This is a genomic window from Paenibacillus sp. FSL M7-0896 (assembly GCF_037975415.1).
Classification (GTDB): Bacteria; Bacillota; Bacilli; order Paenibacillales; family Paenibacillaceae; genus Paenibacillus_AQ; species Paenibacillus_AQ silagei.
The window spans coordinates 153,139-177,334 of the sequence record NZ_CP150250.1; the positions used below are offsets into that span (position 1 = coordinate 153,139).

21 protein-coding genes are annotated in these 24,196 nt (G+C 56.2%); 17 read left to right on the forward strand and 4 right to left on the reverse strand.

The genetic code is table 11. From position 1 onward, the window contains the following. The first annotated feature begins 61 nt into the window (after positions 1 to 61). The gene (gene sdaAB / locus MKY12_RS00670; RefSeq protein WP_339312495.1) at positions 62 to 778 is read left to right on the forward strand and encodes an L-serine ammonia-lyase, iron-sulfur-dependent subunit beta; all 717 of its coding nucleotides are present in this window, start codon (positions 62 to 64) and stop codon (positions 776 to 778) included. Further along, positions 775 to 1,653 (forward strand): L-serine ammonia-lyase, iron-sulfur-dependent, subunit alpha, encoded by an 879-nt coding sequence (gene sdaAA / locus MKY12_RS00675; protein ID WP_339312497.1) that lies wholly within the window; start codon positions 775 to 777, stop codon positions 1,651 to 1,653. The genes sdaAB and sdaAA overlap by 4 nt, the downstream gene beginning before the upstream one ends. A gap of 37 nt (positions 1,654 to 1,690) precedes the next feature. On the opposite strand, the gene MKY12_RS00680 is transcribed toward sdaAA, so the two are convergent. After that, positions 1,691 to 1,993: a hypothetical protein gene (locus MKY12_RS00680; RefSeq protein WP_209877347.1), complete on the reverse strand. Its 303-nt coding sequence runs from the start codon at positions 1,991 to 1,993 to the stop codon at positions 1,691 to 1,693. Positions 1,994 to 2,065: 72 nt separating this feature from the next. Here MKY12_RS00680 and MKY12_RS00685 point away from each other — a divergent pair, with 72 nt between their 5' ends. Continuing rightward, complete coding sequence (locus MKY12_RS00685) at positions 2,066 to 2,263, forward strand: YwbE family protein (protein WP_209877346.1); 198 nt, start codon at positions 2,066 to 2,068, stop codon at positions 2,261 to 2,263. On the opposite strand, the gene MKY12_RS00690 is transcribed toward MKY12_RS00685, so the two are convergent. Then, positions 2,250 to 3,065, reverse strand: a complete 816-nt coding sequence (locus MKY12_RS00690) for an HNH endonuclease (RefSeq protein ID WP_209877345.1) — start codon at positions 3,063 to 3,065, stop codon at positions 2,250 to 2,252. The genes MKY12_RS00685 and MKY12_RS00690 overlap by 14 nt on opposite strands. A 307-nt stretch (positions 3,066 to 3,372) precedes the next feature. Between MKY12_RS00690 and MKY12_RS00695 the strand changes: the two genes are divergently transcribed. The 14 genes from MKY12_RS00695 (at position 3,373) to MKY12_RS00760 (ending at position 21,266) form a co-directional block, all read left to right on the forward strand. Then, entirely contained in the window at positions 3,373 to 3,855 is a 483-nt protein-coding gene (locus MKY12_RS00695) for a hypothetical protein (RefSeq protein ID WP_339312500.1), read from the forward strand. A 52-nt stretch (positions 3,856 to 3,907) separates the two neighbouring features. Further along, positions 3,908 to 4,921 (forward strand): LacI family DNA-binding transcriptional regulator, encoded by a 1,014-nt coding sequence (locus MKY12_RS00700; RefSeq protein ID WP_339312502.1) that lies wholly within the window; start codon positions 3,908 to 3,910, stop codon positions 4,919 to 4,921. Positions 4,922 to 5,030: 109 nt separating this feature from the next. Beyond that, positions 5,031 to 6,374, forward strand: coding sequence for a glycoside hydrolase family 30 protein (locus MKY12_RS00705; protein ID WP_339312504.1), 1,344 nt, complete (start codon positions 5,031 to 5,033; stop codon positions 6,372 to 6,374). A gap of 461 nt (positions 6,375 to 6,835) precedes the next feature. Continuing rightward, complete coding sequence (locus tag MKY12_RS00710) at positions 6,836 to 10,063, forward strand: cellobiose phosphorylase (protein ID WP_339312505.1); 3,228 nt, start codon at positions 6,836 to 6,838, stop codon at positions 10,061 to 10,063. Between the two features lie 126 nt (positions 10,064 to 10,189). Further along, positions 10,190 to 10,783 (forward strand): hypothetical protein, encoded by a 594-nt coding sequence (locus MKY12_RS00715; RefSeq protein WP_339312506.1) that lies wholly within the window; start codon positions 10,190 to 10,192, stop codon positions 10,781 to 10,783. A gap of 17 nt (positions 10,784 to 10,800) precedes the next feature. After that, positions 10,801 to 11,274 (forward strand): hypothetical protein, encoded by a 474-nt coding sequence (locus tag MKY12_RS00720; protein ID WP_339312507.1) that lies wholly within the window; start codon positions 10,801 to 10,803, stop codon positions 11,272 to 11,274. 188 nt (positions 11,275 to 11,462) lie between these two features. Continuing rightward, positions 11,463 to 12,128: a hypothetical protein gene (locus tag MKY12_RS00725; protein ID WP_339312509.1), complete on the forward strand. Its 666-nt coding sequence runs from the start codon at positions 11,463 to 11,465 to the stop codon at positions 12,126 to 12,128. Positions 12,129 to 12,289: 161 nt separating this feature from the next. Continuing rightward, positions 12,290 to 13,279, forward strand: coding sequence for an ABC transporter permease subunit (locus tag MKY12_RS00730; RefSeq protein WP_209877335.1), 990 nt, complete (start codon positions 12,290 to 12,292; stop codon positions 13,277 to 13,279). An 18-nt stretch (positions 13,280 to 13,297) separates the two neighbouring features. After that, positions 13,298 to 14,188, forward strand: coding sequence for a carbohydrate ABC transporter permease (locus tag MKY12_RS00735; RefSeq protein WP_339312511.1), 891 nt, complete (start codon positions 13,298 to 13,300; stop codon positions 14,186 to 14,188). Between the two features lie 98 nt (positions 14,189 to 14,286). Then, positions 14,287 to 15,987: an extracellular solute-binding protein gene (locus tag MKY12_RS00740; RefSeq protein ID WP_339312513.1), complete on the forward strand. Its 1,701-nt coding sequence runs from the start codon at positions 14,287 to 14,289 to the stop codon at positions 15,985 to 15,987. 66 nt (positions 15,988 to 16,053) lie between these two features. After that, on the forward strand, positions 16,054 to 17,952 hold the full coding sequence (locus MKY12_RS00745; RefSeq protein ID WP_339312514.1) for a histidine kinase: 1,899 nt from the start codon (positions 16,054 to 16,056) through the stop codon (positions 17,950 to 17,952). After that, positions 17,945 to 19,528: a response regulator gene (locus MKY12_RS00750; protein ID WP_339312515.1), complete on the forward strand. Its 1,584-nt coding sequence runs from the start codon at positions 17,945 to 17,947 to the stop codon at positions 19,526 to 19,528. The genes MKY12_RS00745 and MKY12_RS00750 overlap by 8 nt, the downstream gene beginning before the upstream one ends. 205 nt (positions 19,529 to 19,733) lie before the next feature. Further along, positions 19,734 to 20,537 carry an AAC(3) family N-acetyltransferase gene (locus tag MKY12_RS00755; RefSeq protein WP_339312517.1) on the forward strand — a complete coding sequence of 268 codons (804 nt, stop codon included), beginning with the start codon at positions 19,734 to 19,736 and terminating at the stop codon, positions 20,535 to 20,537. 93 nt (positions 20,538 to 20,630) lie between these two features. Further along, positions 20,631 to 21,266 (forward strand): histidine phosphatase family protein, encoded by a 636-nt coding sequence (locus tag MKY12_RS00760; protein WP_339312518.1) that lies wholly within the window; start codon positions 20,631 to 20,633, stop codon positions 21,264 to 21,266. A 557-nt stretch (positions 21,267 to 21,823) separates the two neighbouring features. Here the strand turns inward: MKY12_RS00760 and MKY12_RS00765 are convergent. Further along, positions 21,824 to 23,104, reverse strand: coding sequence for an MFS transporter (locus MKY12_RS00765; protein ID WP_339312519.1), 1,281 nt, complete (start codon positions 23,102 to 23,104; stop codon positions 21,824 to 21,826). Continuing rightward, the gene (locus MKY12_RS00770; protein ID WP_339312520.1) at positions 23,101 to 24,006 is read right to left on the reverse strand and encodes a winged helix-turn-helix domain-containing protein; all 906 of its coding nucleotides are present in this window, start codon (positions 24,004 to 24,006) and stop codon (positions 23,101 to 23,103) included. The genes MKY12_RS00765 and MKY12_RS00770 overlap by 4 nt, the downstream gene beginning before the upstream one ends. Positions 24,007 to 24,196 lie beyond the last annotated feature (190 nt).

Below are 24,196 nucleotides of genomic sequence, written 5' to 3' on the forward strand. Positions count from 1 at the left end.
ATGGACATCATTACATTATTCGCTGTACATGGCCGAATTCAGATAGCGGGAGACCAAAACTATGAGATTTAAAGATGTATTCTCAATTATAGGCCCGGCCATGGTCGGGCCTTCCAGTTCTCATACAGCGGGAGCCGCGCGGATCGGGCGGGCCGCAAGGCAGGTGCTTGGTGAGCTGCCGGGAGAGGCCGAGGTTACGTTCTTCGGTTCTTTTGCCGCGACTTATCAGGGACACGGGACAGACCGGGCGATCGCCGGAGGTCTGCTTGACTTCGCCACGGATGACCACCGGCTGCCGGATTCCATTGAGCTTGCGGCCGAAGCCGGGATGAGCATCTCCTTCGGTCAGGGAACGGGGCTGTTTCCCCATCCCAATACGGTCCGTCTGCGCCTTACAGACAGAGAGAGCGGGACGGAGATGACCCTTACCGGCACATCCATCGGCGGCGGCAATATTGAGATTGTAGATATTGACGGCTTCAGCGTGAAGCTGACCGGCATGTACCCGACGGTGCTGATTCAGCATATGGATTATCTGGGTGTGCTGGCCAGTGTTACGGATGTCATGCGGGAGGGCCAGTTCAATATCGGACATATGTCACTCGACCGGAAGAACCGCAGCGGTGCGGCCTTGACGGTGCTGGAGCTGGATGAGCCAGCCACGGCGGAGCTGCTGGAGAAGCTGCGGGCGCTTCCGGCAGTGAAGAGCGTCAAGGTAGTCGATTTAAACGGCAATACACAAGAACAGACACAGAAGGGGAAGGACATCACAACATGAATTTTCAAACACTCAGCCAGCTGGCTGTACTATGCGGGGAGCGGGAGCTTGGGATCGGTGCTCTGATGCTTGAGGAGCAGAGCACCGAATCCGGCCGTTCCCAGGAGCAGGAATTCGCCACCATGCGCGAGTATTACGGGGTCATGAAGGAAGCAGTGCAGCGCGGCATGACCGAAGACACCACCTCACGCAGCGGCCTGACAGGGCTGGATGCCCAGCGGGTGGCCGCCTATAATGCAGCGGATGAGCCTTGTCTCGGGGGACCGGCAGGCCAGGCGATGGCGTATGCCCTTGCCGTCTCTGAAGTGAACGCTTCTATGGGCCGGATTATTGCCACACCGACTGCCGGCTCCTGCGGAATTATCCCCGGTGTGTTCCTGAGCTGTCAGGAGCGCTTCGGCTGGGACGATGATTATATGGTCTCCGGTTTGTTCGCGGCTGGAGCGATAGGGTATGTTATTGCTAATAATTCTTTTGTATCGGGTGCGGAAGGCGGCTGTCAGGCCGAGGTGGGCTCAGCGATCGGGATGGCGGCCGGAGCCTTGACCGAGATGCGCGGCGGGACTCCGGCACAGGCTGTACATGCAGTAGGTCTTGCGCTCAAAAATACACTGGGGCTGATCTGTGATCCGGTAGGCGGACTTGTGGAAATTCCATGCATTGTCCGCAACGGCTTCGGTGCCGTTACGGCGCTTGCAGCGGCGGATATGGCCCTGGCTGGCGTCCGCAGCGTGATTCCGTCCGATGAAGTGATTAAGGTCATGCTGGAGGTCGGCTCTGCGATGCCTGAGAAGCACCGGGAGACGGCAGGGGGCGGGCTGGCCCAGACCCCGACCGGCCGCCGGATTATGAAGGATCTGCGGAACCCGAAATAACCTCCCGGTCACAGGCGCTCTTGCAGTCTGCCGTTCATCAGAGCATACGGAAGCGTTCCAGGTGCTCCCATAAGCCCTCCTGCCTGAGAATCTCCGCCTGCTTCGGGCCCATGAGGTCGAAGTGGGGGAACGGCTGGCGGTTATGGATATACCGCGCCGGGAGACCGTGCTTCCTGCACCACTCCCGCAGGCGGGGCAGATCGCTGCAGCCCACCTTGGTGACTGTTGTGATCTCAGGGTAGCGTTTATCGATCCAGTAATGGGTCAGGAACGCAATCTCCCCTGCGGAGACTGCCTGTTTCCAGCGGGTTAATTCCGCCCGGTTGATTCCAAAAGCCATGGCTGTTCATCCTTATCTGTAAGAGTAAGTAGACTATATATTACGCGAATATTAGCGGAAGGAGAGTGTATTATGAACGGACAAGTAAGAGCAGATATCCGCCCCGGCATTCAGGTAGACATCGTACTGAAGCAGGATCAGGCGACCGGCAAGCTCACGCACGGCACAGTGAAAGACATCCTGACTAACTCGCCCCGCCATCCGCACGGGATCAAGGTGCGCCTGGCGGACGGTCAGGTTGGACGGGTCAAGAACATTACCGGCTCATGAATTGCTCCACCAACTGGTCAGCCTTCGTCTGATTGCATAAATTGCAGGCACAGACGCAGTTATCCGGCGTAGTATGCCCGCCTTTGGCGCGGGGGAGCAGATGATCGATGGTATCCCCGTATTGACCGCAGAAATAACAGGTATAGTTGTCCCTCGTCAAAATATAGGCGCGGAAGTCCTTATTGCTGTATAAGCGGCGGATCGTACGCCGGTTCACGACGATGGCCGCATGCTCCTTGACCAGTGTCACGGCAAGCTCAAGGTCGATCTCCTGATGCCAGCGGCGGCCCTTATCGCTGTGCCCGCGCATGAGAATCATGCCCTTGGCCGAAGGAATCAGGGCAGAGGCATCCTGCGGATCGGGCTTCGGCCCGCGCTGCTGCGGAAGGCTGCGCCCGGTCTCGGCGGCATGCCGGGGACGCGCCTTGCCCTTATGGCCGGCCGTGCCCGCGCTGCCTCTGGTGTCCCCGGCACGTTCCGGCCGTGAGGCTGGACGGGGCTGGGCCATGGGCGGCTTTGCCTTCTCGGGCGCAGCTGCCTTGGAGATAGAGACCGGCCCCTTGTCCCGCTTGAGGGGACCTGCCGGTCCGGCCTGGCGCTCCGGCAGGGCAGGGGCTACGCTTGCCCGCACTGGCGGCAAGGAAGCCTCGGCCTCGCGGAGCTTGCGGCATTCCCGGCACGCTCCGCGCCGGGACACGCCTTTGGCGCGCTTGCCTGTGCGCCGGCGGAATTCAGCGAGCGGCTTAAGCTGATGGCAGTACGCGCATTTTTTGGATGGAGGTAGAGTTGTAATCTCAGTCATAAGTGTACTTGGCAGAAGCAGCCTTAAGCCGCAACCGTCCAATCCCTTCTGTATTGTGAATGATAAATGCATCTGCTTGCATGCGTCCGCTTTAATGTCAGGAGTTGTCCTAATTGATACTAGTATAGCGTAAACCGCAGACATTCACACAGCAGGCACATCATGCAAATTTTCCGGAGTGTGATTTCTTTCCCGGCAATCTTGAGGAGAAATCTGTAAAATCTCAATAAAGCATAGGCGCTAACCAGAAATAGCCCTAATCCGTAGCCGGAAAACAGGTGCCTGAAATGGGGAATGAGGAATGAGGATGAACGCTGCTAAAAAAATGCCAGGTGCTGTTAGGGTGCTGCTGGTACTTCAAGGGTTTTTGAGCTTGGGGGCCATCGCAGGCGGGCTGGCGCTGCTAACTGATCCCAGCGGGGAATTGCTCGGCATGCCGGCCTCTGCAATGGTACGAATGCCCTTTCACAGCTTTGCCGTCCCTGGGCTGCTGCTGTTGTTCGTGTTCGGCGTGCTCCCGCTGCTCGTGCTGTACGGTCTCTGGAAGCAGCCGCAGTGGGCTTGGAGCTACGCCTTGACACCGTTCAAGGAGCGGCATGCGGCCTGGAGCTTTTCGCTCTATATCGGCTTCGGCCAGATTATCTGGATTATGGTGCAGACCTACATGTGGAACATGGTCAGCTTGATTCATGTGTTCTATATGTCACTGGGAATGCTGATTCAGATCTTGACGCTGCTGCCTGAGGTCCAAAGATATTTTATGCTGGACGGCCGTGCCGAAAGAAGTTAGAATGTCAGTGAACATAAAAGGGCTTTCATTGAGCTGCGGGAGTGAACCGGAAATGACCACGATATACGATATTGCCAAAAGGACCGGCTACTCACCAACCACAGTGTCCAAGGCGTTCAATAACTATTCCGATGTGCGGGAGAAGACGCGTGAGGAGATTCTGCGTACCGCCCGGGAGATGGGGTATCTTCCCAATGCGCATGCACGTACACTGACGACCAAGAAATCCTGGACCATCGGTGTGCTGTTTGTGGAGAATACGGGGGCGGGAATCCGCCATCCTTTTTTCAGCGCAGTGATTGAGAGCTTCAAGCAGGTTGCCGTAGCCAAGGGCTATGCCCTCATGTTCATCTCGAAGGATGTAGGCGGCAAGCAAAGCGGATATCTGGAGAACTGCCGGATTCGCGGCGTCGACGGGGTGGTAGTGTTCCTCTCTGATTATGATGACCCGTATTTCCGGGAGCTGCTGGAGAGTGATATTCCGACCGTGGTGCTCGATTTCGAGACGGAGCTGTCGCATACAGTCTGCTCGGATAACATGACGGGTGCGCTGCAGGCCGTGGAGTATCTGGTCAGTCTTGGACACCGCCGGATTGCCCATATCTCGGGAGGCGGGAACACCTATCCGGGACAGCAGCGGGAGCTGGGGTACAGAACAGCGATGGAGCAGCAGGGACTTGAGGTGCCGGATGAATATGTGGCCGAGGGAGCCTTCTACGCGCTGGAGAATGGTTATGGTGCAATGAAGCGTCTGCTGGCGTTGCCGCAGCGGCCGACGGCTGTTTTTGCTTCGGGTGACTTGCTGGCCCTGGGTGCGGTAATGGCGGCTAAGGATCAGGGGCTTGCGGTGCCGGAGGATGTCTCTGTGATGGGCTATGACGACATTGAGCTTGCCGGATACGTTACGCCTGCGCTGACCACTGTACGCCAGAATACCGGAATGCTGGGGACCCGGGCGGCGGAGCTGCTGCTGGCATCTATGAACGGTCCAGGTACGGCTCAGGAAGCACTTGTGCTGCCTGTGGAGATTATTGTGAGGGATTCCTGCGCACCGCCGCGCATGTGATGAAGGTGTGTACATTCAGGAATACCTTTTTTTTCGGCAAAATCGAAACCGGTTTCGATTTCTTTCGTCCCTGGTTTCGCCTAGCAAAAATAATAAAGGAGTGATAGACATGACAACCGTTCAAACCGTAGTCACCGCCAAAGATACAGGAGATCGCCTGAGTCGCAAGGATGGCATTCAGTTCAGCGCAGAGGGCGCAGCGGCAAAAGCAGATATCGTGCTGCACCCGGAGCAGGCGTTCCAGACCATTATTGGTTTTGGCGGCGCATTCACAGAAGCAGCGGCGTATACCTTGTCCCGGATGAGTCCGGCGAAGCGTTCCGAGGTCATCCGGCGGTATTTTGACCCGGTAGACGGGCTGAATTACAGTATGGGCCGTGTGCATATTCATAGCTGCGACTTCGCACTCGGTAATTATACGTATGTGGAGGATGGGGATACGGAGCTTAAGACCTTCGATATCTCGCGTGACCATAAGTGGGTGCTGCCGCTGATTAAGGATGCCATGGAGGTCCGGGGCGGACCGTTCACCATGCTGGCCTCCCCGTGGAGCCCTCCCGCCTGGATGAAGACGAACGGGGAGATGAACAACGGCGGCTCGCTGAAGCCGGAGTATGCGCCGGTCTGGGCGCGGTATTATACCAAATTCATCGAGGCCTACCGCAAGGAAGGCGTTCCGGTCTGGGCTGTCTCAGTGCAGAATGAGCCGGCAGCGGTGCAGACCTGGGATTCCTGTGTGTACAGTGCTGAGGAAGAGCGTGATTTTGTCAAAAACCATCTCGGACCCGTGATGCACGAAGCCGGAATGGGCGATGTGAACATCGTGATCTGGGATCATAACCGCGACATTATGGTCGAGCGCGTGACCCCGATTCTGTCGGACCCGGAAGCTGCACAGTATGTCTGGGGGACCGGTATCCACTGGTACGGCGGCGAGGAGTTCGGGAATGTGGAGCAGGTGCATGAGCTTTTCCCGGATAAGCATGTGCTGTTCACCGAGGGCTGTCAGGAGGGCGGCGTGCGTCTGGGCGAATGGTTCACGGGCGAGCGCTACGGCCGCAATATGATCGGTGATCTGAATGCCTGGACCGAAGGCTACCTGGACTGGAATCTGGTGCTGGATGAGACAGGCGGGCCGAACCATGTGGGCAATCTCTGCGATGCTCCGGTGATCGCGGATACGGCTACTGACGAGGTCCACTACAACAGCTCGTATTACTACATCGGGCATTTCAGCAAATTCATCGCCCCGGGTGCGGTGCGGATCGGGCTTGAACCGGCAGCGGCAGATGTGCTGTCGGCTGCGTTCCGCAATCCAGACGGCAGTCTCGCTGTGGTGCTGATGAACGAAGGCGGGGAAGCACGTACGCTGACGCTGGGACTGGGCGCTGAGACCGCCGAATGCACGCTGCCTGCGCACTCTATCGCGACCCATCTGATTACGCAGGGGTAGGCCTGCGGAGCAAGAGGAAGAGGAAGAGGAGTAGGGACGGCGGAGTGTGCTTGCAGGAGTAGCAGCTGTGAGAAGTTGGAGTGGCTTAGTAGGCTTGCAGGTTTAGAGGCTGTGAAAAATCGGGAGCATCGGATAGGCCTGTAGAGTCTAGAAGCTGTGAGAGGTAGGCGCGGCGGATTTAGGTGAGTCTGAATGCCAGACGGCTTCCGGGCCGCCGCCGATTGCATTTTGTACACTAGATCCCTCCAATTTCCGCCTAAATTAGCGATCTATTGCACTACGTACAGTAGAATTCTGCAAAAACGGCATTATCGGGCAGAAAGCCGGAAATCTGCTGTATGAAATACAACAGGAGGCTGCCAGAAGCGCGACTAGACAAATTCTAGTGCACTAAATGCAATCACCGCTAACGCAATCACTCACAAACGAATACGTATATTGATATTTTTAGGAGGAATAGAATGAGTAAGTATACTTTTGACGCCGGAAAATTTGTCATTGAGCAGTTCCACGAAGGCAAGCCGTTCGCCAGCTTCCTGCCGGGCCTTGCCGGACTGAAGGGGATACCGATGTGGACATTCTATGTGAACCGCGGACAAGGGATCAGCAGCTTCGGCGTACGGGACAAAAACTCGCCGATTATGGAGTTCTCGCCAGCCAATATTTCCTACAAGAACGTAACATCGACCGGCTTCCGTACCTTCATCAAGCTGAAGGGAGCAGCGGAGATCTATGAACCGTTCCAGTCAGCCCGCCCGGACCCGGCAGCCAAGCGGATCATGACCATTCTGCCGAACGGACTGACCATCGAGGAGTTGCATGCCGGACATGGACTGAAGACTACGGTCCACTATTTCAACCTTCCGGGGGATGATTATGCCGCGCTGGTCCGCCAGGTGGAGATTCAGAATACCGGCGGAGCTGAGCTTGAGTTGGAACTGCTGGACGGTCTGCCGGAGGTGCTTCCGTTCGGGGTGGCGAACGGAGGCTACAAGGAGATGGGGAACCTCCTCCGCAGCTGGATGGATGTGTTCAACCTGGAGCACGGGATTCCGTTCTACAAGCTGCGCTCCGGCACGAATGACGATGCCGAAATCGGCAAGATCGAGAGCGGGCATTTCTATCTCTCCTCCACGGCGGAAGGAGAGCTGCTCCGCCCGCTGGTAGATTATGAAGTGATCTTTGGCGGAAATACGTCACTGACCTATCCTGACCGCTTCGCGGCGCTTCCGCTGGCAGAGCTGCTGGCACAGGCGCAGTATCCGGTCAACAAGGTGCCGTGCGGATTTAGCGGCACTGCCCGGACGCTTGCCCCCGGGGCTTCGCTGAAGCTGAACACGATCATCGGGCATGTAAATGATATTGCCCGGATTAATGAACGGACGGCGGAGCTGTGCCGTGAGGAGTATTTTGCCGCTAAATCCCTTGAAGCTGCCGCACTGACCGAGGAGTTAACTGCGGATATCGCCACCCGGACGTCCTCGCCGATCTTTGACGCGTATTGCCGCCAGTCCTATCTCGACAATTTCCTGCGCGGGGGATATCCGTTTATCTTTGACAATGGGGAAGAGGGCTTCGTGGTCCATCTCTACTCCCGCAAGCATGGCGATATGGAACGGGATTATAACTTCTTCTCGCTGGCCCCCGAATATTATTCGCAGGGGAACGGGAATTTCCGCGATATGAACCAGAACCGCCGCAACGACGTCTTTTTCCATCCCAAGGTGGGCAGCTTCAATATCAAAATGTTCTATAGCCTGATTCAGGCAGACGGCTACAACCCGCTCAGTGTGCAGGGCACCAGCTTCGAGATTCTGCCGGGTGCGGAGGAGCAGCTTAAGGCATGGCTGGCCGGGGCGCTTGCAGAGCAGCATGCGGGACTTACTCAGCTCCTGGCCGGACGCTTCACCGCAGGCAGTCTGATTAACTATATTGCCGATCAGCAGATCGTGTTAACCCTAAGCGAGCAGGAATTCCTCAGCGGGGTGCTTGCGTTGTCGCAGCAGAACATTGAAGCCGCCTTCGGCGAGGGATTCTGGTCCGATCACTGGACGTATAACCTGGACCTGGTGGAAGGCTATCTGGATATTTATCCTGAGCGCCTTGGGGAGCTGCTGTTCGGGGATGAGACGTATGCGTTCTACGACTCTCCGGCTTACGTCCTGCCGCGCAGCGAGAAGTACGTGATCAGTGGCGGCAAGGTGCGGCAGTTCGGAGCCCTGCTGGAGGATGAGGAGAAACTGCACAAGCTGAAGCGCAAGTCATCGGGTACCGAGTGGCTGCGCACGCAAGGCGGGCACGGGGAGATCTACCGGACCAGTCTATTTGTGAAAATGCTGTCGCTCGCCCTGAACAAATTCGCCACGCTTGATCCGTACGGTATGGGTGTGGAGATGGAGGCGAATAAGCCGGGCTGGAACGATGCGATGAACGGACTTCCAGGCCTGATCGGCTCGGGGATGAGCGAAACGCTGGAGCTGAAGCGGATGCTGGTGTTCATGGCGGAAGCGCTGGAGAACAGTGCCGTGCTTCCTTCCACAGTGGCTCTTCCATCGGAGATTGCGGCGCTGCTCACACAGGTAGGCCAGGCTGTAACGGAAGTGCTGGACGGCTCGCTGGCTGAGTTCCCGTATTGGGACCGTGTGGCCGCAGCGCGTGAGGCATACCGGGCGTCCGTTCGGTTCGGGATCACAGGCGAGACCGGCGAAGTCTCCCTTAAAGTGATCCGCGGAATGCTGGAGCAGTGGCTGCACAAAGTGGATCAGGGGATTGCGCGTGCGGTAGACATGGGCGGTGGACTGGTGCCAACCTATTTCCGTTTCGAGGCTACGCGCTTCCGGCCGGTCACGGATGCTGCCGGCGAGCCGGTCATCAGCGGCTATGGACTGCCGAAGGCAGTCGTAGAAGAATTCGAGGCTTCGGCGCTGCCGTATTTCCTGGAAGGCCCAACCCGCTGGCTGAAGACACTGGAGGATCAGCAGACCGCCAAGGCTATCTACAGCAAGGTGAAGCGGAGCGGGCTGTTCGATCCGGTCACCTCGATGTACCGGACTTCGGTATCACTGGAGGAAGAGGGGCATGAGATCGGACGCATCCGGGCGTTCACCGCAGGCTGGCAGGAGCGGGAATCGAACTTCCTGCACATGTCCTATAAATACTTGCTTGAGCTGCTGAAGGCGGGGCTGTATGAAGAATTCTACAGTGAGCTGAAGACATCGCTGATTCCGTTCCTTGACCCGGAGATCTATGGACGCAGTACGCTGGAGAATTCGTCGTTCATCTCCACGGGCGGCAATCCTGACCCTGCGACGCATGGCAGAGGCTTCGTGGCCCGCCTGAGCGGCTCCACGGCAGAGTTCCTGAGCATGTGGAGAACGATGATGGCAGGCAGCAGCCTGTTTACGATGGAAGACGGGGAGCTGACTGTGGCGCTTCACCCGGCGCTGCCCGGCTGGCTGTTCCACGAGCAGGGAGAGGTCTCCTTCAAGCTGCTGGGCAGCACGGAAGTGACCTATGTGAATCCGCGTCATGCGGATACCTTCGGCGACAGCAAGGCGGTTATCCAGACGCTGGCGCTTACCTTCCGGGACGGTGCAGAGCGCGTAATTACCGGCGGCTTGCTGCGCGGCGCAGACGCTGAGGCTCTGCGGCGCGGAGAGATTACCGCGATCCGTGCGGTGATGGAATAACGGGCATAGATAGTGGTGGAGAGGAGGTCCTTGCGGGGGCCTCCTTTCTGGTTTTCTAAGGAAGCATGATTCCATCTATTGTGAATAAGACAGCGCGGACTAAATGTAATCGAAAAACCGATTACAATGGGCGGGCGGAGGGTGTGCGGACCGAATGTAAGTGGAAAACCGATTACAATGGGTGTGCGGAGGGGGTGCGGACCGAATGTAAGTGGAAAACCGATTACAATGGGCGGGCGGAGGGTGTGCGAGCCAAATGTAATCGAAAAACCGATTACAATGGGCGGGCGGAGGGTGTGCGGACCGAATGTAATCGAAAAACCGATTACAATGGGCGGGCGGAGGGTGTGCGAGCCAAATGTAATCGAAAAACCGATTACAATGGGCGGGCGGAGGGTGTGCGGACCAAATGTAAGTGGAAAACCGATTACAGTGTGCGGGCGGAGGGTGTGCGGACCGAATGTAAGTGGAAAACCGATTACAATGGGCGGGCGGAGGGTGTGCGGACCGAATGTAAGTGGAAAACCGATTACAATGGGCGGGCGGAGGGTGTGCGGACTAAATGTAATCGGAAAACCGACTACAATGGGCGGGCGGAGGGTGTGCGGACTAAATGTAATCGAAAAACCGATTACAATGTGCGGGCGGAGGGTGTGCGGGCCGAATGTAAGTGAAAAACCGATTACAATGGGCGGGGGAGGGTGTGCGGGCCGAATGTAAGTGGAAAACCGATTACAATGGGCGGGACGAGGGTGTGCGGACCGAATGTAAGTGGAAAACCGATTACAATGGGCGGGACGAGGGTGTGCGGACCAAATGTAAGTGAAAAACCGATTACAGTAGGCGGGCGGAGGGTGTGCGGACCAAATGTAATCGAAAAACCGACTACAATGCGCCGGCGGAGGGTGTACGGACTAAATGTAATCGAAAAACCGATTACAATGTGCGGGCGGAGGGTGTGCGGGCCGAATGTAATCGAAAAACCGATTACAATGGGCGGGCGGAGGGTGTGCGGACCGAATGTAAGTGAAAAACCGATTACAATGTGCGGGCGGAGGGTGTGCGGGCCGAATGTAATCGAAAAACCGATTACAATGTGCGGGCGGAGGGTGTGCGGACCGAATGTAAGTGGAAAACCGATTACAATGGGCGGGACGAGGGTGTGCGGACCAAATGTAAGTGAAAAACCGACTACAATTGCAATAGGCTGACGCAGACTCCAACTTAGACGCAAATTCACCAGTCCAAAAGTTAGTTTATAATACTAAGGTATACATCTGCTAACAGGATACAGCCGGAGGTGATATATCAGATTGGGTTAATCTAGCTTGGGTTGGAGTAGCTCGGTTTGAATGACCTTAGAGCAGAGCGACCAAACACGAGAGGAGCTACATTAAGAATGAGCGAGCTTAAGATCGGACTGATTGAGAAATACTATATGATTGTTCCGGCCGCGCAGCGGGAGACGTGGGAGTCGAAGGGCTGGGTGGAAGAACCGGCGTTCAGGGACTTCCACTATGAAGTGGAGGAAGGCGAGGCGATGATGACCGCCAGACCCCGGACCCTGACAGAGATTGACACGGACTCGCTGATGGGCAGCCGGGTTGCCGGATTTCACCGCCATCTGGGAACCTATGGCATGGGAGGCCCCGGCTTCTTCGGACTGCTGCTGGAGAAGGAGGGCGTTAGACAGTATCTTGTGTATGCCGTCTGGGCATCGGGCCAATATATTCTGCTGGACGGCAGAGTGATTGAATGCCACCTGAATTACAACAAGAGCCACCGGCCGTGGATATCCAGCTGGGCAGGGGAGCCTGAGGAAGAGCAATGGGATGAGCTGACGGCAAAAGTAACGGGGAGCGTGGTGTCCGCTGTCTGTCTGACCGATGAGGAGCTGCGGCTTGAGCTGACGCAGGAGGGTGCGCGATCCCAGCTTGTTTTCTACAAATACCATCAGGATCTGCCCCCGCTGGGAAACGGCCAGCCCCGCAAGCCTGCGTTTGAGGACGGCGTGATCGGTGACTATCTTGTTTTGTCGGAGGAGCATGCGGTTCTGCATGTGTAAGAGGCTCGGCTTGGGGAGTCCAGAAGAATACTCCAAGCCGAAATATGAGCCCCTAAATACGAAATATGAGGCCTTTTACCGTATACCTAAAACGCATACAATACTTACATAGAGATGAAAACGCTTCACATAAACAGATAGGTATCCTGGAGGTCCACACGATGGAGAACAAACGAAATACCAAGCAGGACCCGGTCATGGGTCCGCTCATTCCGGCGTCAATCGAAACCGGTTCAGGTCGAAAACATTCACTCTGGAGGAAATTTGTAGCCCAGCGGCATTTGCAGACGATGGCCCTGCTCGGCGTAGCCTGGATGATTGTATTCAACTACATTCCAATCTATGGCCTGATTATTTCCTTCAAGGAGTACAACATCGTCAAATCGATTGCCGAAGCCCCCTGGGTGGGCCTGCAGCACTTCAGGGAATTATTCGACGACGACGAGCTGCCCAATGTTATACGCAATACGCTGGGAATCAGTCTGATCAAGCTGATTATCGGATTCCCGCTGCCGATTATCTTCGCTTTATTTCTTAATGAGGTCCGTTCCCTCCGGTATAAGAAGGCGATTCAGACGATCTCCTATCTGCCGCATTTCCTCTCCTGGGTCGTGCTTGGCGGGATTCTGGCCACCTGGCTGGCCGATGTGGGGATTATCAATAGTATCCTGATGGCGCTGCACCTCATTGACCAGCCGATTACGTATCTGGCCGAGCCAAGCTACTTCTGGACCATTATCATTAGCTCCGACATCTGGAAAGAGCTGGGATGGTCAGCTATTATCTATCTGGCGGCGATCGCCGGTGTCTCTCCGGAGATGTATGAGGCGGCGACGATTGACGGAGCCGGGCGGTTCCAGAAAATGTGGTTCGTTACGCTGCCGTCCGTCCGGGGCACGATCAGCATTCTGTTCATTCTCGCGGTCAGCGGAGTGCTGAGCTCCAACTTCGACCAGATTCTGGTGCTGCGCAACTCGCTGAATGACAGTGCTTCTAACGTCATTGACTATTATATTTATCAGACAGGTATTGTCTCTAACCGCTTCTCCTACTCTGCGGCGGTCACTCTGGTTAAGGCGGTCATTGCACTGATTCTGCTGCTGATTGCTAACCAGGTATCCAAAAAAATCAACGACACGTCGCTGTTCTAGAACAAGGAGGATCTATCTATGTTTGCACTCAAACGCAGAACCAAAGGCGAAGTCATCTTCGACATCATCAATAATCTGGTCATGCTCTGCGTCTGCTTCCTGACGCTCTATCCGATCTGGTATGTGCTGGTCAACGCCTTCAATGACGGCAATGACGCCATGCTGGGCGGAATCTACTGGTGGCCGCGCATCATCACATTGAAGAACTTCGAGGCGGTCTTCGCAAGTCCGGGCATTATGCTGGCGATGGCCATTACCGTAGCCAAGACAGTAATCGGTGTTGCCGTGCATGTATTCTTCACAGCAATGGTCGCGTATGCTCTATCCCGCAGGGATCTGGTGGGCGGCAAAATCTACATTCTGATCGGTACGGTCACCCTGTTCTTCAACGGCGGGCTAATCCCGACCTTCCTGCTGAACCGCGACCTGCATCTGCTGGATAACTTCCTGGTCTATATCATCCCGGTGATGTTCAGCTTCTTCGACCTCATTATCTTCATGACCTTCTTCCGGGAAATTCCGGATGGTCTGGATGAAGCGGCGCGGATTGACGGGGCCAACGACTGGTCGATTCTGCTGCGGATTGTGCTGCCGGTCTCCATGCCGGTCATTGCCACCATCGCGCTGTTCCACGGGGTTTATCAGTGGAATGATTATTTTACCGGCATTATCTACATCAACAACGTGGATCTGCAGCCGATTCAGACCTATCTGTTCCGGGTCGTGGCCCAATCCAGCTCCAATACCATGATGACTGCTGTCCAGGGCAGCGCGGCCACAAGAACGGTCACCTCACAGTCGATTAAGCTGGCTACCATGGTCGTGACCACACTGCCGATCGTGTTCGTCTATCCGTTCCTGCAGCGTTATTTCGTCAAAGGCATGATGATTGGTTCGATCAAGGGCTAAGCATCTGCAAGCCACAGGTAACTCCTCCAACGCCCGGGTGTCATAAGGGCTACGGGGTTGAGCTTATAATTTATATTATCTAGAAAAGGGGTAAACAAATGGGCATGAAACATAAGCCGAAGAAAACGGTCCTGCTGCTCTTGGGACTCATGATGGCCTTCTCTGTTACGGGCTGTGGCAGCAAGGATAACGCCGAGGGCGGAAATACGGGGAATAATAAGCCGGCGAACACGGAGGCTACAACGGCACCTGCAACAGATGCTGCAACACCGGCACCTGCGGCTTCGGCCGATGAACCGGGCTGGAAGAGCGATACTTCACCGATTACTTTTGACTGGTATCTGAACTTTGCCTGGTTCCCGAATAAATGGGGCGTAGACCCAACCTCTCAATATGTGACCAAGAAGACCGGCGTTAACCTTAACTTCATCGTGCCTGCAGGTAATGAGAACGAGAAGCTGAACACGCTGATGGCTTCCGGCAAGCTGCCGGACTTCATTACGCTCGGCTACTGGGAAGATGCGATCAAAAAAATGGTAGAAGGCGATCTTGTGCTTCCGCTGAACAAGCTGGCAGATGAATATGACCCGTACTTCTACAAGGTATCGGATAAGGATAAGCTGGGCTGGTATACTCAGCCGGACGGCAATGTCTACGGCTATCCGAACTCCTCGTCCTCCCCGGCCGATTATAAGCAATACGGTGACACCTATGTATCCAACCAGACCTTTGCGGTCCGCAAGGATATCTATGAAGCCATCGGCAGCCCGGATATGCGTACGCCTGAAGGCTTCCTCGCCGCGCTGAAGGCTGCGAAGGAGAAGTTCCCTGAAGTGAACGGCCAGCCGCTGATCCCGCTCGGCCTGCATGAATTCACCGAGAACGGCAACGACTCGCTGGAAGGCTACATTCAGAATTTCCTGAACATCCCTTGGGAAAAAGACGGCAAGGTCTATGACCGTGAGACAGATCCTGAGTATGTCCGCTGGATGAAGACTCTCCGCCAGGCGAACCAGGACGGACTCTTGGCGAAGGATATCTTCATTGACAAGCGTGCGCAAATGGAAGAAAAAATCGTACAGGGACGCTACTTCGCAATGCTCTATCAGCGTACAGACTTTGCTTCGCAGCTCGGTACAATTTTCCAGAAAAACCCTGATCAAGTGTACATTGCCGTAGACGGACCGGCCAACACCAAGATGGACCCGCCTGCACTGAACGGCCCTGGGATCTCCGGCTGGACGGTGACCCTGATCTCCAAGAATGTGAAGGATAAAGCGCGTGCGATTAAATTCCTCAGCTACCTGAACAGTGAAGAAGGTCAAAAGGATCTTTTCCTGGGTGAAAAAGGCGTCAGCTATGATACAATTGACGGCAAGGACCAATTCCTGCCTGAGGCGCTGAAGCTGATGAACACCGACCGCGGAGCCTTCGATAAGCAGTACGGTTCATCATTCACCTTCTGGATGATGCAGAACACCAATATTACCGATCAATGGAAGCCGGAATCGGTAGAGCCTTACAAGCAACTGGAAGACTGGACGAAGGGCAAATCGGTCAACACCTCCGAATTCCAATTGATTGACCCTACCGGCAACTCGCCGGAAGGCATTATCGCGACCAAGCTGAAACAGCTTCGCGGCAAAACCTTGCCGAAGCTGCTGATGGCGGATTCCGATGCAGACTTCGATAAGATCTGGAGCGATTATCTCGCCAAGAAAGAAAAGGACGGCCAGGCGACCTTCGATGCCTACCGCCAGACGAAATATGAAGAGAACAAAAAGAAACTCGGAATGTAAGTTTTTAAATATAAGACCCATTGGCCCGCAGACTGCGGGCTTTTGGGCTATTTTCAAGAGGTGAGCATGCGCGAACGAACAGGGGCATTATGGAATTCCTTCCGCTATTGGTGGGGGCGGAGGTCACTGCAGAGCCGGCTGATTGCTGCATATATCTTCATTATTCTGGGACCCAGCCTGCTGGTGTCCCTCTATTCGTACAGAGCGATCAACAATACGTATAAGCGTGATTCCATTGAGAAGAACAGCTATCTGCTTCAGATGGAGAAGCTGTATGTGCTCAACCAGATTGAAGCGATGGAACGGGTCGCCCAGATGGCTTCCTCGGATAAAGGGGTGGAGAGCTATCTGGTCAGCGAGGACGATCCCCCGCTGGGAGAGCTGATCGATTTCAATACGACCACTTATGTGAGCTTGAGTCAGATGCAATTCAACAATCCGAATATCGAGCATCTTCGGCTGTTCTCCGGCAGCAGTAATGTACACGAGCTGTGGCCAGTCATCTTCCGGGAGGACCGGGTATCCGGAGAGCCATGGTTTCAGAAGGCGCTGCAGCTGGAAGGAGGCTATTATTGGTCCTTTCAGAAGAAAGATCCCGACCTTATGAAGCGCTACTCGGGGGAAGTGGAGGCGGGTCCGGCCAAGGTCTCGCTGCTGAAGGAGATCAGTATTCCTGCCGGGCACCATGTCGGGATGGTCCAGGTCGATATGCTGCTGAGCAAGTTCGCGCCGAAGGCGTTCACCACTGTGCAGGACAATGAATCACAGATGATGATCGCCGATGAGGAGCTGAACCTCTTCTCCCGGACAGATCACTCCTTTTTGCAGGAGAATGAGGGACTGGCTGAAGCCGTAAAGGTACGGCTGGCCGATTACCGTAAGACCGGGGAATGGGAGATGGATTACCAGGAGAACGGAAATTCCTTCTTGCTCATTCAGACCCCGCTGGAGCAGATTGACGCCTCGCTGGTTACGGTGGTCTCGATGAAGGGATTAATGAAGGATATTTCGCATACCCGTAACCTGATTGTCGGGGCCAATATCGGCTTCCTGTTCCTGGTTACCGCCATTACGTATGTGATGAATGCCTTCATTCTGAAGAATCTCCGCCGCCTGACCGAGACGATGAAGAAGGTCCGCAGAGGTGAGCCTTACGGCAGCATCCGGGTCAACGGCGGCGGTGAGGTCGGGGAGCTGGCCCATCATTTCTCGAAGCTGCTGAATACGATCAATACGCTGGTGGCCCAGGCGGTCCATAAGCAGGCGCTCTCCAAGGAAGCGGAGCTGCGCACCCTGCATAATCAGATCGATGCCCACTTCCTCTATAATACGCTGGAGAATATCAAGATGCTGGCCGAAATCGAGAACCAGCGGACCATCTCGGATGCATTGACCCGGCTGGGCGGCATGATGCGTTATAATTTCAAGTGGAGCGGAGAATACGTCAAGCTGAGGGACGAGATCCGCCATATTGAGAATTATGTGGAGGTTATGAACATCAGGTTCGAGCATACCATCCGGTTAGAGCTGGATATTGACAGCGCTTATCTGGAAGTGGAGGTGCTTAAAATGTCGCTGCAGCCGATTGTCGAGAACAGTGTGAAGCATGCCTGGAACGCGGACGGAGTCGAGCTTACGGACCGCGTGGTGCGGATTAATCTGACGGAGGTTGGGACGGAGATTCTAATTGTCGTGCGCGACAATGGTCTGGGACTGACGCCGGAGCGGCTGCTGGCGCTGCATGAGGCGATCTATGCGAAAGAGGAGCCTGGAGCGGACGCTTCCGGGATCAGCAGCGGAGGATATAAGGCGGGCGGCGTCGGACTGCGCAATGTGCATCAGCGGCTGCAGCTATTCTACGGTGAAGCCTACGGGCTCGAGGTACAGAGCGAAGCGGGAAAATGGACGGCCGTGTACATGTCACTGCCCAAAGTTCTATTGACGGGGGATAACAGCTATGACTAATCTGCTGATTGTGGATGATGAAAAAATGATCCGTTTAGGCCTGAAGGCGATGATTGAACGGGAATATCCGGCTGTCTACAGCATATCGATGGCGGGCAACGGCGCGGAAGCACTGGAGCTGTACAAACAGGAGCGGCAGGATGTGATTATCACCGATATCCGGATGCCGATCATGGACGGAATTACACTGCTGGCGCGGCTGTCTGCGGAAGCAGCGGCGGATGAAGCTCCGGCTGTCATTATACTCAGCGGCCATGATGATTTCGAATATGCCAAAAGCGCGATCCGCTACCGCGTCAAGGATTATCTGCTGAAGCCGATCCGCCGTGAGGAGCTGTTCGAGATTCTGGAGCGGATAGCCAAGGAAGGGGAAGAGCGGGAATCCAGCAGCCACAAGCAGCTGCAGGAAGCAGAGGGCTACCGCCGCGAGCTGCGGGCGGCCCGTCTGCGCAGCCTCCTGATGCAGCAGGAGAGCGAGGTATCATCTGCACAGCAGGAGGAGCTTGCGGGGCTTGCGCTGCCTTTTACAGTAGGGGTGCTGAACTATTATCACAGTGACGGTACACGGATGAAGCCCGGAGAGGTGCAGGGGCTGCTGGAGCAGCTCAGCGGACCGCTGGAGCACAAATTCAAGGAGATCCTGACGGACGGGGATGGGAAGCTGGTGCTTGTCGGAGAGGGGGAGAGCTTCCTGGAGCTGACAAGGAAGGCCGAATCCAAGGAGCTTACACGGCTGCTGCTCGGAATCAGCAGCGAGAGCCGCAGTGCCGGGCAGTTCCGCGCCTGTTATCTGGAGGCTTGCCGGGCGCTGCAGTACACCTTCCTGTCGCCGCAGGCCAGCTTCGTGGACTATGCGGATATTCAGGCCGGACGGCTGAGCTTCCCGCTCCCGGAGGAGGAGCTGCGGAAGCTGCTCAATATGCTCGGAACCGGGCGGGAGAAGGAGATCAAGGCGTTGCTTGGGGTTATTTTTCAGACGGAGCATCTGCTGAGACTGGATCTGAGCTACCTGGAGCATGTCGGGCGGAGTATGAATGAACGCGTACTGGATGAGGTGTTCCGTACACATGGCGAAGCTTCGGTGGAGGTGCTGAAGCTCTACCGCCAAGTGGGCAACCTGCATAACTTCCGCCATTTCCACGACTATTACCGTGCGCTGGAGCATTTGCTCCTGAGCGTTAACGATTATATTATAGGCATCAAATCCGCCCATACCGAGCATGCCGATATGGAGGAAGCGCTGGCGTATATCGAAGCGAATTATGCGCGTCCGCTGAACATGGCGATGGTCAGTAATTACGTGTCCCTGAACTATTCTTATTTCAGTGAGGCATTCAAGGCCTATACCGGGGAGAGCTTCGTGCTGTATCTCAAAAAAGTCCGCATCCGTCACGCCAAGGAGCTGCTGGCCGATAACCGGGTCAAGCTGGCCTCCGTCTCTGAGTCCGTCGGCTTCGAGAACAGCAAGCAGTTCGCACGGGTATTCAAGGAGCTGGAGGGCATCTCCCCCGGAGAGTACCGGGCGAAGCTGCTGATGGGGCGTTATCCCGGCCAGGCTGAGGATAAGGAGTCTTAGGGCTAGGGCAGATGCTGGAACGATAATGAGCGGGAGTTAAGGGCCGGGTGGCAAGACTTGAGGTTCAAATATAAGAATTCATATGTTTCACATGAGGAATTATCCCTCTATTTCTCGCTGAAACGATACCGTCCTTAAAAGGACGGCAAAGTCGTTTCCACTTGTGATCTATGATAGGATAGATGGAAGGTCTGGAGGTATTGGTATGGAAGAGATCCAAGGAACACTGATTACGGCAGACAGACTTGCCGCCGATTTCCGGCAGCTGGGTGTGCAGGAGGGGATGACGCTGCTGCTGCACTCCTCCTTGAAGTCACTCGGGCAGTGGGTGGCAGGCGGACCTGTTGCCGTGATCCTCGCGCTGGAGCAGGTGCTGGGCGAGGAAGGAACGCTGGTGATGCCGACGCAATCCTCGGATCTGACCGATCCGTCAGGCTGGAGCAGACCGCCGGTGCCGGAGGCCTGGTGGCCGGAGATCCGGGAGCATATGCCGGCGTACGACCCGAACCTGACGCCTATTCGCGGTATGGGGATTATCCCGGACTGCTTCCGCAAGCAGCGGGGTGTGCGGCGCAGCAGCCATCCGATTGATTCTTTTGCCGCCTGGGGGAAGCACCGGGATGTCATTATTGACAGCCATGGCCTGGAATATGCCTTCGGAGAGCGGTCGCCGCTGGCCCGGATCTATGAGCTGGGGGGAAGCGTGCTGCTGCTTGGCGTGGACCATGGGAACAATACCTCGCTGCATCTCGCGGAGCACCGGGCCGATTATGCAGGGAAGCAGGAGGTTATCGCAGGTGCTCCGATGCTGGTGGATGGCGTCCGGCAATGGGTGGAGTTCAGTGATTACAACTGGAATTCGGATGATTTCGCTCAGCTTGGCGCGGACTTTGACAAGGAGACCGGGCGGATTGCCAAGGGCTTCATTGCAGCATCTGCGGCGCAGCTGGTCCCGCAGCGGGAGATTGTCGATTATGGGGTGAGGTGGCTGGAGCGCCGCCGCAGGTAGACCCTGAATGAGACGATTGGCACATGCTGGTGTCATAGCGGCCGGAATGGTCCAATCATCGATACATAATTGGGTAAAGGGGAATCGGAATTCATGACTACAACGGTGTATATTACAAGACACGGGCAGACGGAATGGAATGTGCAGAAGCGGATGCAGGGTCATCAGGATTCGCCGCTTACGCCGCTGGGCGTCCAGCAGGCGGAGTGGCTGGGCCAGGCTATGAAGGATGTCCATCTGGACGCGGTCTATGCCAGCTCCAGCCCCCGGGCGCTGCGGACGGCAGAGATTATCCGGGGCGGGCGGGAGATCCCGCTTACCGCTTATGATGAGTTCAAAGAGATTAACCTTGGCGTCTGGGAAGGCCGGGAGGCCGGTGAACTGGAGGAGCAGTACCCGGAGCAGCACCAGCTATTCTGGGGGGACCCGGCGCTGTTCAGCATCCAGGGCGGCGAGACCTTCGCAGCAGTGCAGGAGCGTGCGCTCGGCAAGCTGCGTGAGCTCATAGACCTGCACGAAGGCGGCACGATCCTTATTGCCACCCATACGGTAGTAGTGAAGGTGTTGATGGCTTATTTTGAAGACCGGGCCATGGACAAGCTATGGGATCTGCCCTACATTCACCCTACCTGCCTATGCAGAATTGATATTACTGACGGCGTGCCGGAGATTGTGCTGCACGGGGACACCAGTCATTATGTGACCAGTGAGGGCGGGCTGGAGTCCTGAGTAGCAGTTACTGGATAGCAGCACAGCAGGTAGAGTTACGATAAACAGGCGATGCGCATGTGGCATCGCCTGTTTGGCGTGGGGCGGCGTAAGGCGTGCGCGGGAATTTTGCACATTGTGCAACACTGGGGCTCGATTGGAGCAGCCTGGGCAGAAGTCCTGCACGAAATGCAACAATCTAGCTCCCACTAGTCCCGAATCGCCCGAAATCCTGCAAAAGCTGCAACAATGTGCCATAACTAGTAACAAATTAAGGAAAATCTTGCATAAAGTGCAACACTGGAGCTTGAAAGGGGCGATCTACGCAGAGATCCTGCACGAAATGCAACAATCCAGCTCTCACTCGCCCCGAATCGCCTAAATTCCTGCAAAAGTTGCAACAATGCGCCACAGCCAGTAACAAATTAGGAAAAATCCTGCATAATATGCAACACTGGGGCTCGTTGGGAGTGGCGTGTGCGGAAATGCTGCACGAAATGCAACACTGCGGCTCGATAGGAACGACCTGCGCGGACATCCTGCACGAAATGCAACACTGTCAGCTCCTTAAGGTCCATCTACATAGATGCATTGCCCGTCAGCACAGCCTCCTGGCGCTGGCGGTCCCGCTGCTCCAGCACAGACAGGTCGCCGTCCAGCGCTTTCAGGCCGGGCAGGCGCAGGGCCACTCCGGCGTACAGCACCGGAAGAAGGCCTGCGGCAATCAAAAGCACAGGAACTCCGTACAGCTCGGCGACCGTACCGGCTGCCAAGGCGCCAATCGGCGACAGGCTCCCGCCAATCAGGAAGCGGACCGAATTCACCCGGCCCTGAAGCTGACCGGGTACGAGCCGCCCGTGCAGGGAGGAGCTTAGGGAACTGAAGAACGGCCCCATCAGTCCGGCGGCGAATACGGCGAACAAGGCGAAGGCATAGCTGGGGATGAAGCCCCACAGCATGGTGACGATACCTGACAAGCCCAGGCTGCCCAGCATGACAACGCGCCGCTGCTTAATCTCGCCCATGATGGAGATGACCCCGAGTCCGGTGAGATACCCAAGCGCAGAAGCTGTAGACAGCGTACCTACAGCCGCCGCATTGCGGTGCAGCACCTCGCGGACATAAGGGACCATCATCGTCCATATGGCTGTGGAGCTAAGATTGCTGACGGCAGCCATCATCATGATCGTCAGCATGGCCGGGAACCGCCGATAGAACGAGAAGCCTTCGGCTACCTCCCGCAGATAGCCGGACACGGAAACGGCAGCAGCAGGCGGCCCGGCGGGCTTGCCCATCCGGGGCAGCCACAGCAGCATGGCAATCGCAGCCATATAGCAGACGGCGTTGACCCCGAGCGCTGGCAAGGCGCCGCTGGCCGCGGTCAGGATACCGGCAAGCGCTGGACCGAGCAGCACGGCAGCGCCCTTGCACCCGTCAATGATGGCGAAGGCACGCATCAGCTTGCCGGTTCCGGCGATTTCCGGGATGACGGCCATGGCCGTCGGCAGGAACAGCGCGGAGCAGGCGCCGCTCAGGCTGGCGGCCGCGAACAGCTGCCAGAGCTGGAGATGGCCGGCGAGGCCCATGCCGAGCGGAAGCAGGAGCGCCAGCAGCCGCAGCACGGCAAGGCAGGCCATGAACCGCACGCGGGGCAGCCGGTCGGATAGCGGCGAGCCGAGCAGGCGCAGCACTTGCTCGGGAATCATGGAGCTGAGCGCAAGCGCCCCCATCGCTACCTTGGAGCCAGTCAGGTCATAGACCAGCCACTCCATGGCCAGCAGCCCAAAGGCGTCGCCGAAGGCGCTGAGTGAAACCGTGGATAACAATCCGTAATAGCTCCGTTTCTGCAACTTTCTCACCCCTTCAGGTAATCCTCAATTTGCCCAGGCAGATCGTCCAGAGCCTCCAGCCGCAGGCTGTAGGAGACACTTTTGCCGCTGGTGTGAACGATGACCAGACCTGCTGCGCGCAGCGCGATCAGGTGGTAGTGAATCGTGCTTTTGGACAGCTGGACCGCCTTCACAATCTCCGTGAAATTCATCTGGCTGCCGGTAAGCTGCCGGAGAATGAACAACCGGGTCTCATCCGATAACGCCCGGGTAAGCCGCAGCAGCGCGGCAGCGGGCCGTCCTTCTCCGGGGGGAAGCGCATCACAAGAGTAGCTGGTGAACACAAACTCATCATATTGAGAGGAGATGACCAGCGGACGGGCATGATACTGCGGAGTGATAATAACCTGCTTCAGCGTCTTAGACGGATAGAGCCGCATCCCTTCAGTAGCTGCCTCGTAGATGGCCATATCATTCGTGCCGTCCAGCATCGCTGCCCGTGCTTCGGCCTCCTGCCGCAGCCCTTCCATAATGGCCGGATCAATGCTGCTGAAATAGCTGTCATTCCACACCCGGATCACTTCAGCCGCAGCATCCCGCAGCCCGGCAAGATTCGCAGGCACACTCTGCCCGAACCGCCCGGCAATGTCGTAGAGCTCCCCCGGAGACAATTCTTCGAACCAATGCAGGAATTCCTCCGGCGTACGCTCTCCGGGACAGCTCCAGATGTAGGGGGAGAGACTGAAATTATCGGTGAGCTTCAGCACTTCCTTCATGCGCTGGAGCATGACAGGGGCAAACTGCGTCTGGACCTGGCGGACCCAGGAGGTCCCGGCATCCATAGCCGTATGATTTTGCTTGCCGATAAAGGCGTTCAGGCTGGTAATGCATTCATAGACAGGCGCGAAGTCCACAGTTACTTTATAATCCATAAGGAATTCCTGCTTTCTGGTGTAGTAGAGATAATTGTTCTATAAACATAGAACTTATATTTGTTTTATCATAAACGAACTTTTCTGGTTTGGCAAATCTTATTATTCAAAAAAAGGCGGTTCCCGCAGCGCATCATGCGCCTTGGGAACCGCCTTTACTGATTTAAACCTCGTATAACGCTGTAGCGTG

What these genes read in the sequence shown, in the direction of transcription:
- sdaAB (WP_339312495.1), top strand. Translation starts at nt 62, where the DNA reads ATGAGATTTAAAGATGTATTCTCAATTATAGGCCCGGCCATGGTCGGG.
- sdaAA (WP_339312497.1), top strand. Translation starts at nt 775, where the DNA reads ATGAATTTTCAAACACTCAGCCAGCTGGCTGTACTATGCGGGGAGCGG.
- MKY12_RS00680 (WP_209877347.1), bottom strand. Translation starts at nt 1,993, where the DNA reads ATGGCTTTTGGAATCAACCGGGCGGAATTAACCCGCTGGAAACAGGCA.
- MKY12_RS00685 (WP_209877346.1), top strand. Translation starts at nt 2,066, where the DNA reads ATGAACGGACAAGTAAGAGCAGATATCCGCCCCGGCATTCAGGTAGAC.
- MKY12_RS00690 (WP_209877345.1), bottom strand. Translation starts at nt 3,065, where the DNA reads ATGACTGAGATTACAACTCTACCTCCATCCAAAAAATGCGCGTACTGC.
- MKY12_RS00695 (WP_339312500.1), top strand. Translation starts at nt 3,373, where the DNA reads ATGAACGCTGCTAAAAAAATGCCAGGTGCTGTTAGGGTGCTGCTGGTA.
- MKY12_RS00700 (WP_339312502.1), top strand. Translation starts at nt 3,908, where the DNA reads ATGACCACGATATACGATATTGCCAAAAGGACCGGCTACTCACCAACC.
- MKY12_RS00705 (WP_339312504.1), top strand. Translation starts at nt 5,031, where the DNA reads ATGACAACCGTTCAAACCGTAGTCACCGCCAAAGATACAGGAGATCGC.
- MKY12_RS00710 (WP_339312505.1), top strand. Translation starts at nt 6,836, where the DNA reads ATGAGTAAGTATACTTTTGACGCCGGAAAATTTGTCATTGAGCAGTTC.
- MKY12_RS00715 (WP_339312506.1), top strand. Translation starts at nt 10,190, where the DNA reads ATGGGCGGGCGGAGGGTGTGCGGACCGAATGTAAGTGGAAAACCGATT.
- MKY12_RS00720 (WP_339312507.1), top strand. Translation starts at nt 10,801, where the DNA reads ATGGGCGGGACGAGGGTGTGCGGACCGAATGTAAGTGGAAAACCGATT.
- MKY12_RS00725 (WP_339312509.1), top strand. Translation starts at nt 11,463, where the DNA reads ATGAGCGAGCTTAAGATCGGACTGATTGAGAAATACTATATGATTGTT.
- MKY12_RS00730 (WP_209877335.1), top strand. Translation starts at nt 12,290, where the DNA reads ATGGAGAACAAACGAAATACCAAGCAGGACCCGGTCATGGGTCCGCTC.
- MKY12_RS00735 (WP_339312511.1), top strand. Translation starts at nt 13,298, where the DNA reads ATGTTTGCACTCAAACGCAGAACCAAAGGCGAAGTCATCTTCGACATC.
- MKY12_RS00740 (WP_339312513.1), top strand. Translation starts at nt 14,287, where the DNA reads ATGGGCATGAAACATAAGCCGAAGAAAACGGTCCTGCTGCTCTTGGGA.
- MKY12_RS00745 (WP_339312514.1), top strand. Translation starts at nt 16,054, where the DNA reads ATGCGCGAACGAACAGGGGCATTATGGAATTCCTTCCGCTATTGGTGG.
- MKY12_RS00750 (WP_339312515.1), top strand. Translation starts at nt 17,945, where the DNA reads ATGACTAATCTGCTGATTGTGGATGATGAAAAAATGATCCGTTTAGGC.
- MKY12_RS00755 (WP_339312517.1), top strand. Translation starts at nt 19,734, where the DNA reads ATGGAAGAGATCCAAGGAACACTGATTACGGCAGACAGACTTGCCGCC.
- MKY12_RS00760 (WP_339312518.1), top strand. Translation starts at nt 20,631, where the DNA reads ATGACTACAACGGTGTATATTACAAGACACGGGCAGACGGAATGGAAT.
- MKY12_RS00770 (WP_339312520.1), bottom strand. Translation starts at nt 24,006, where the DNA reads ATGGATTATAAAGTAACTGTGGACTTCGCGCCTGTCTATGAATGCATT.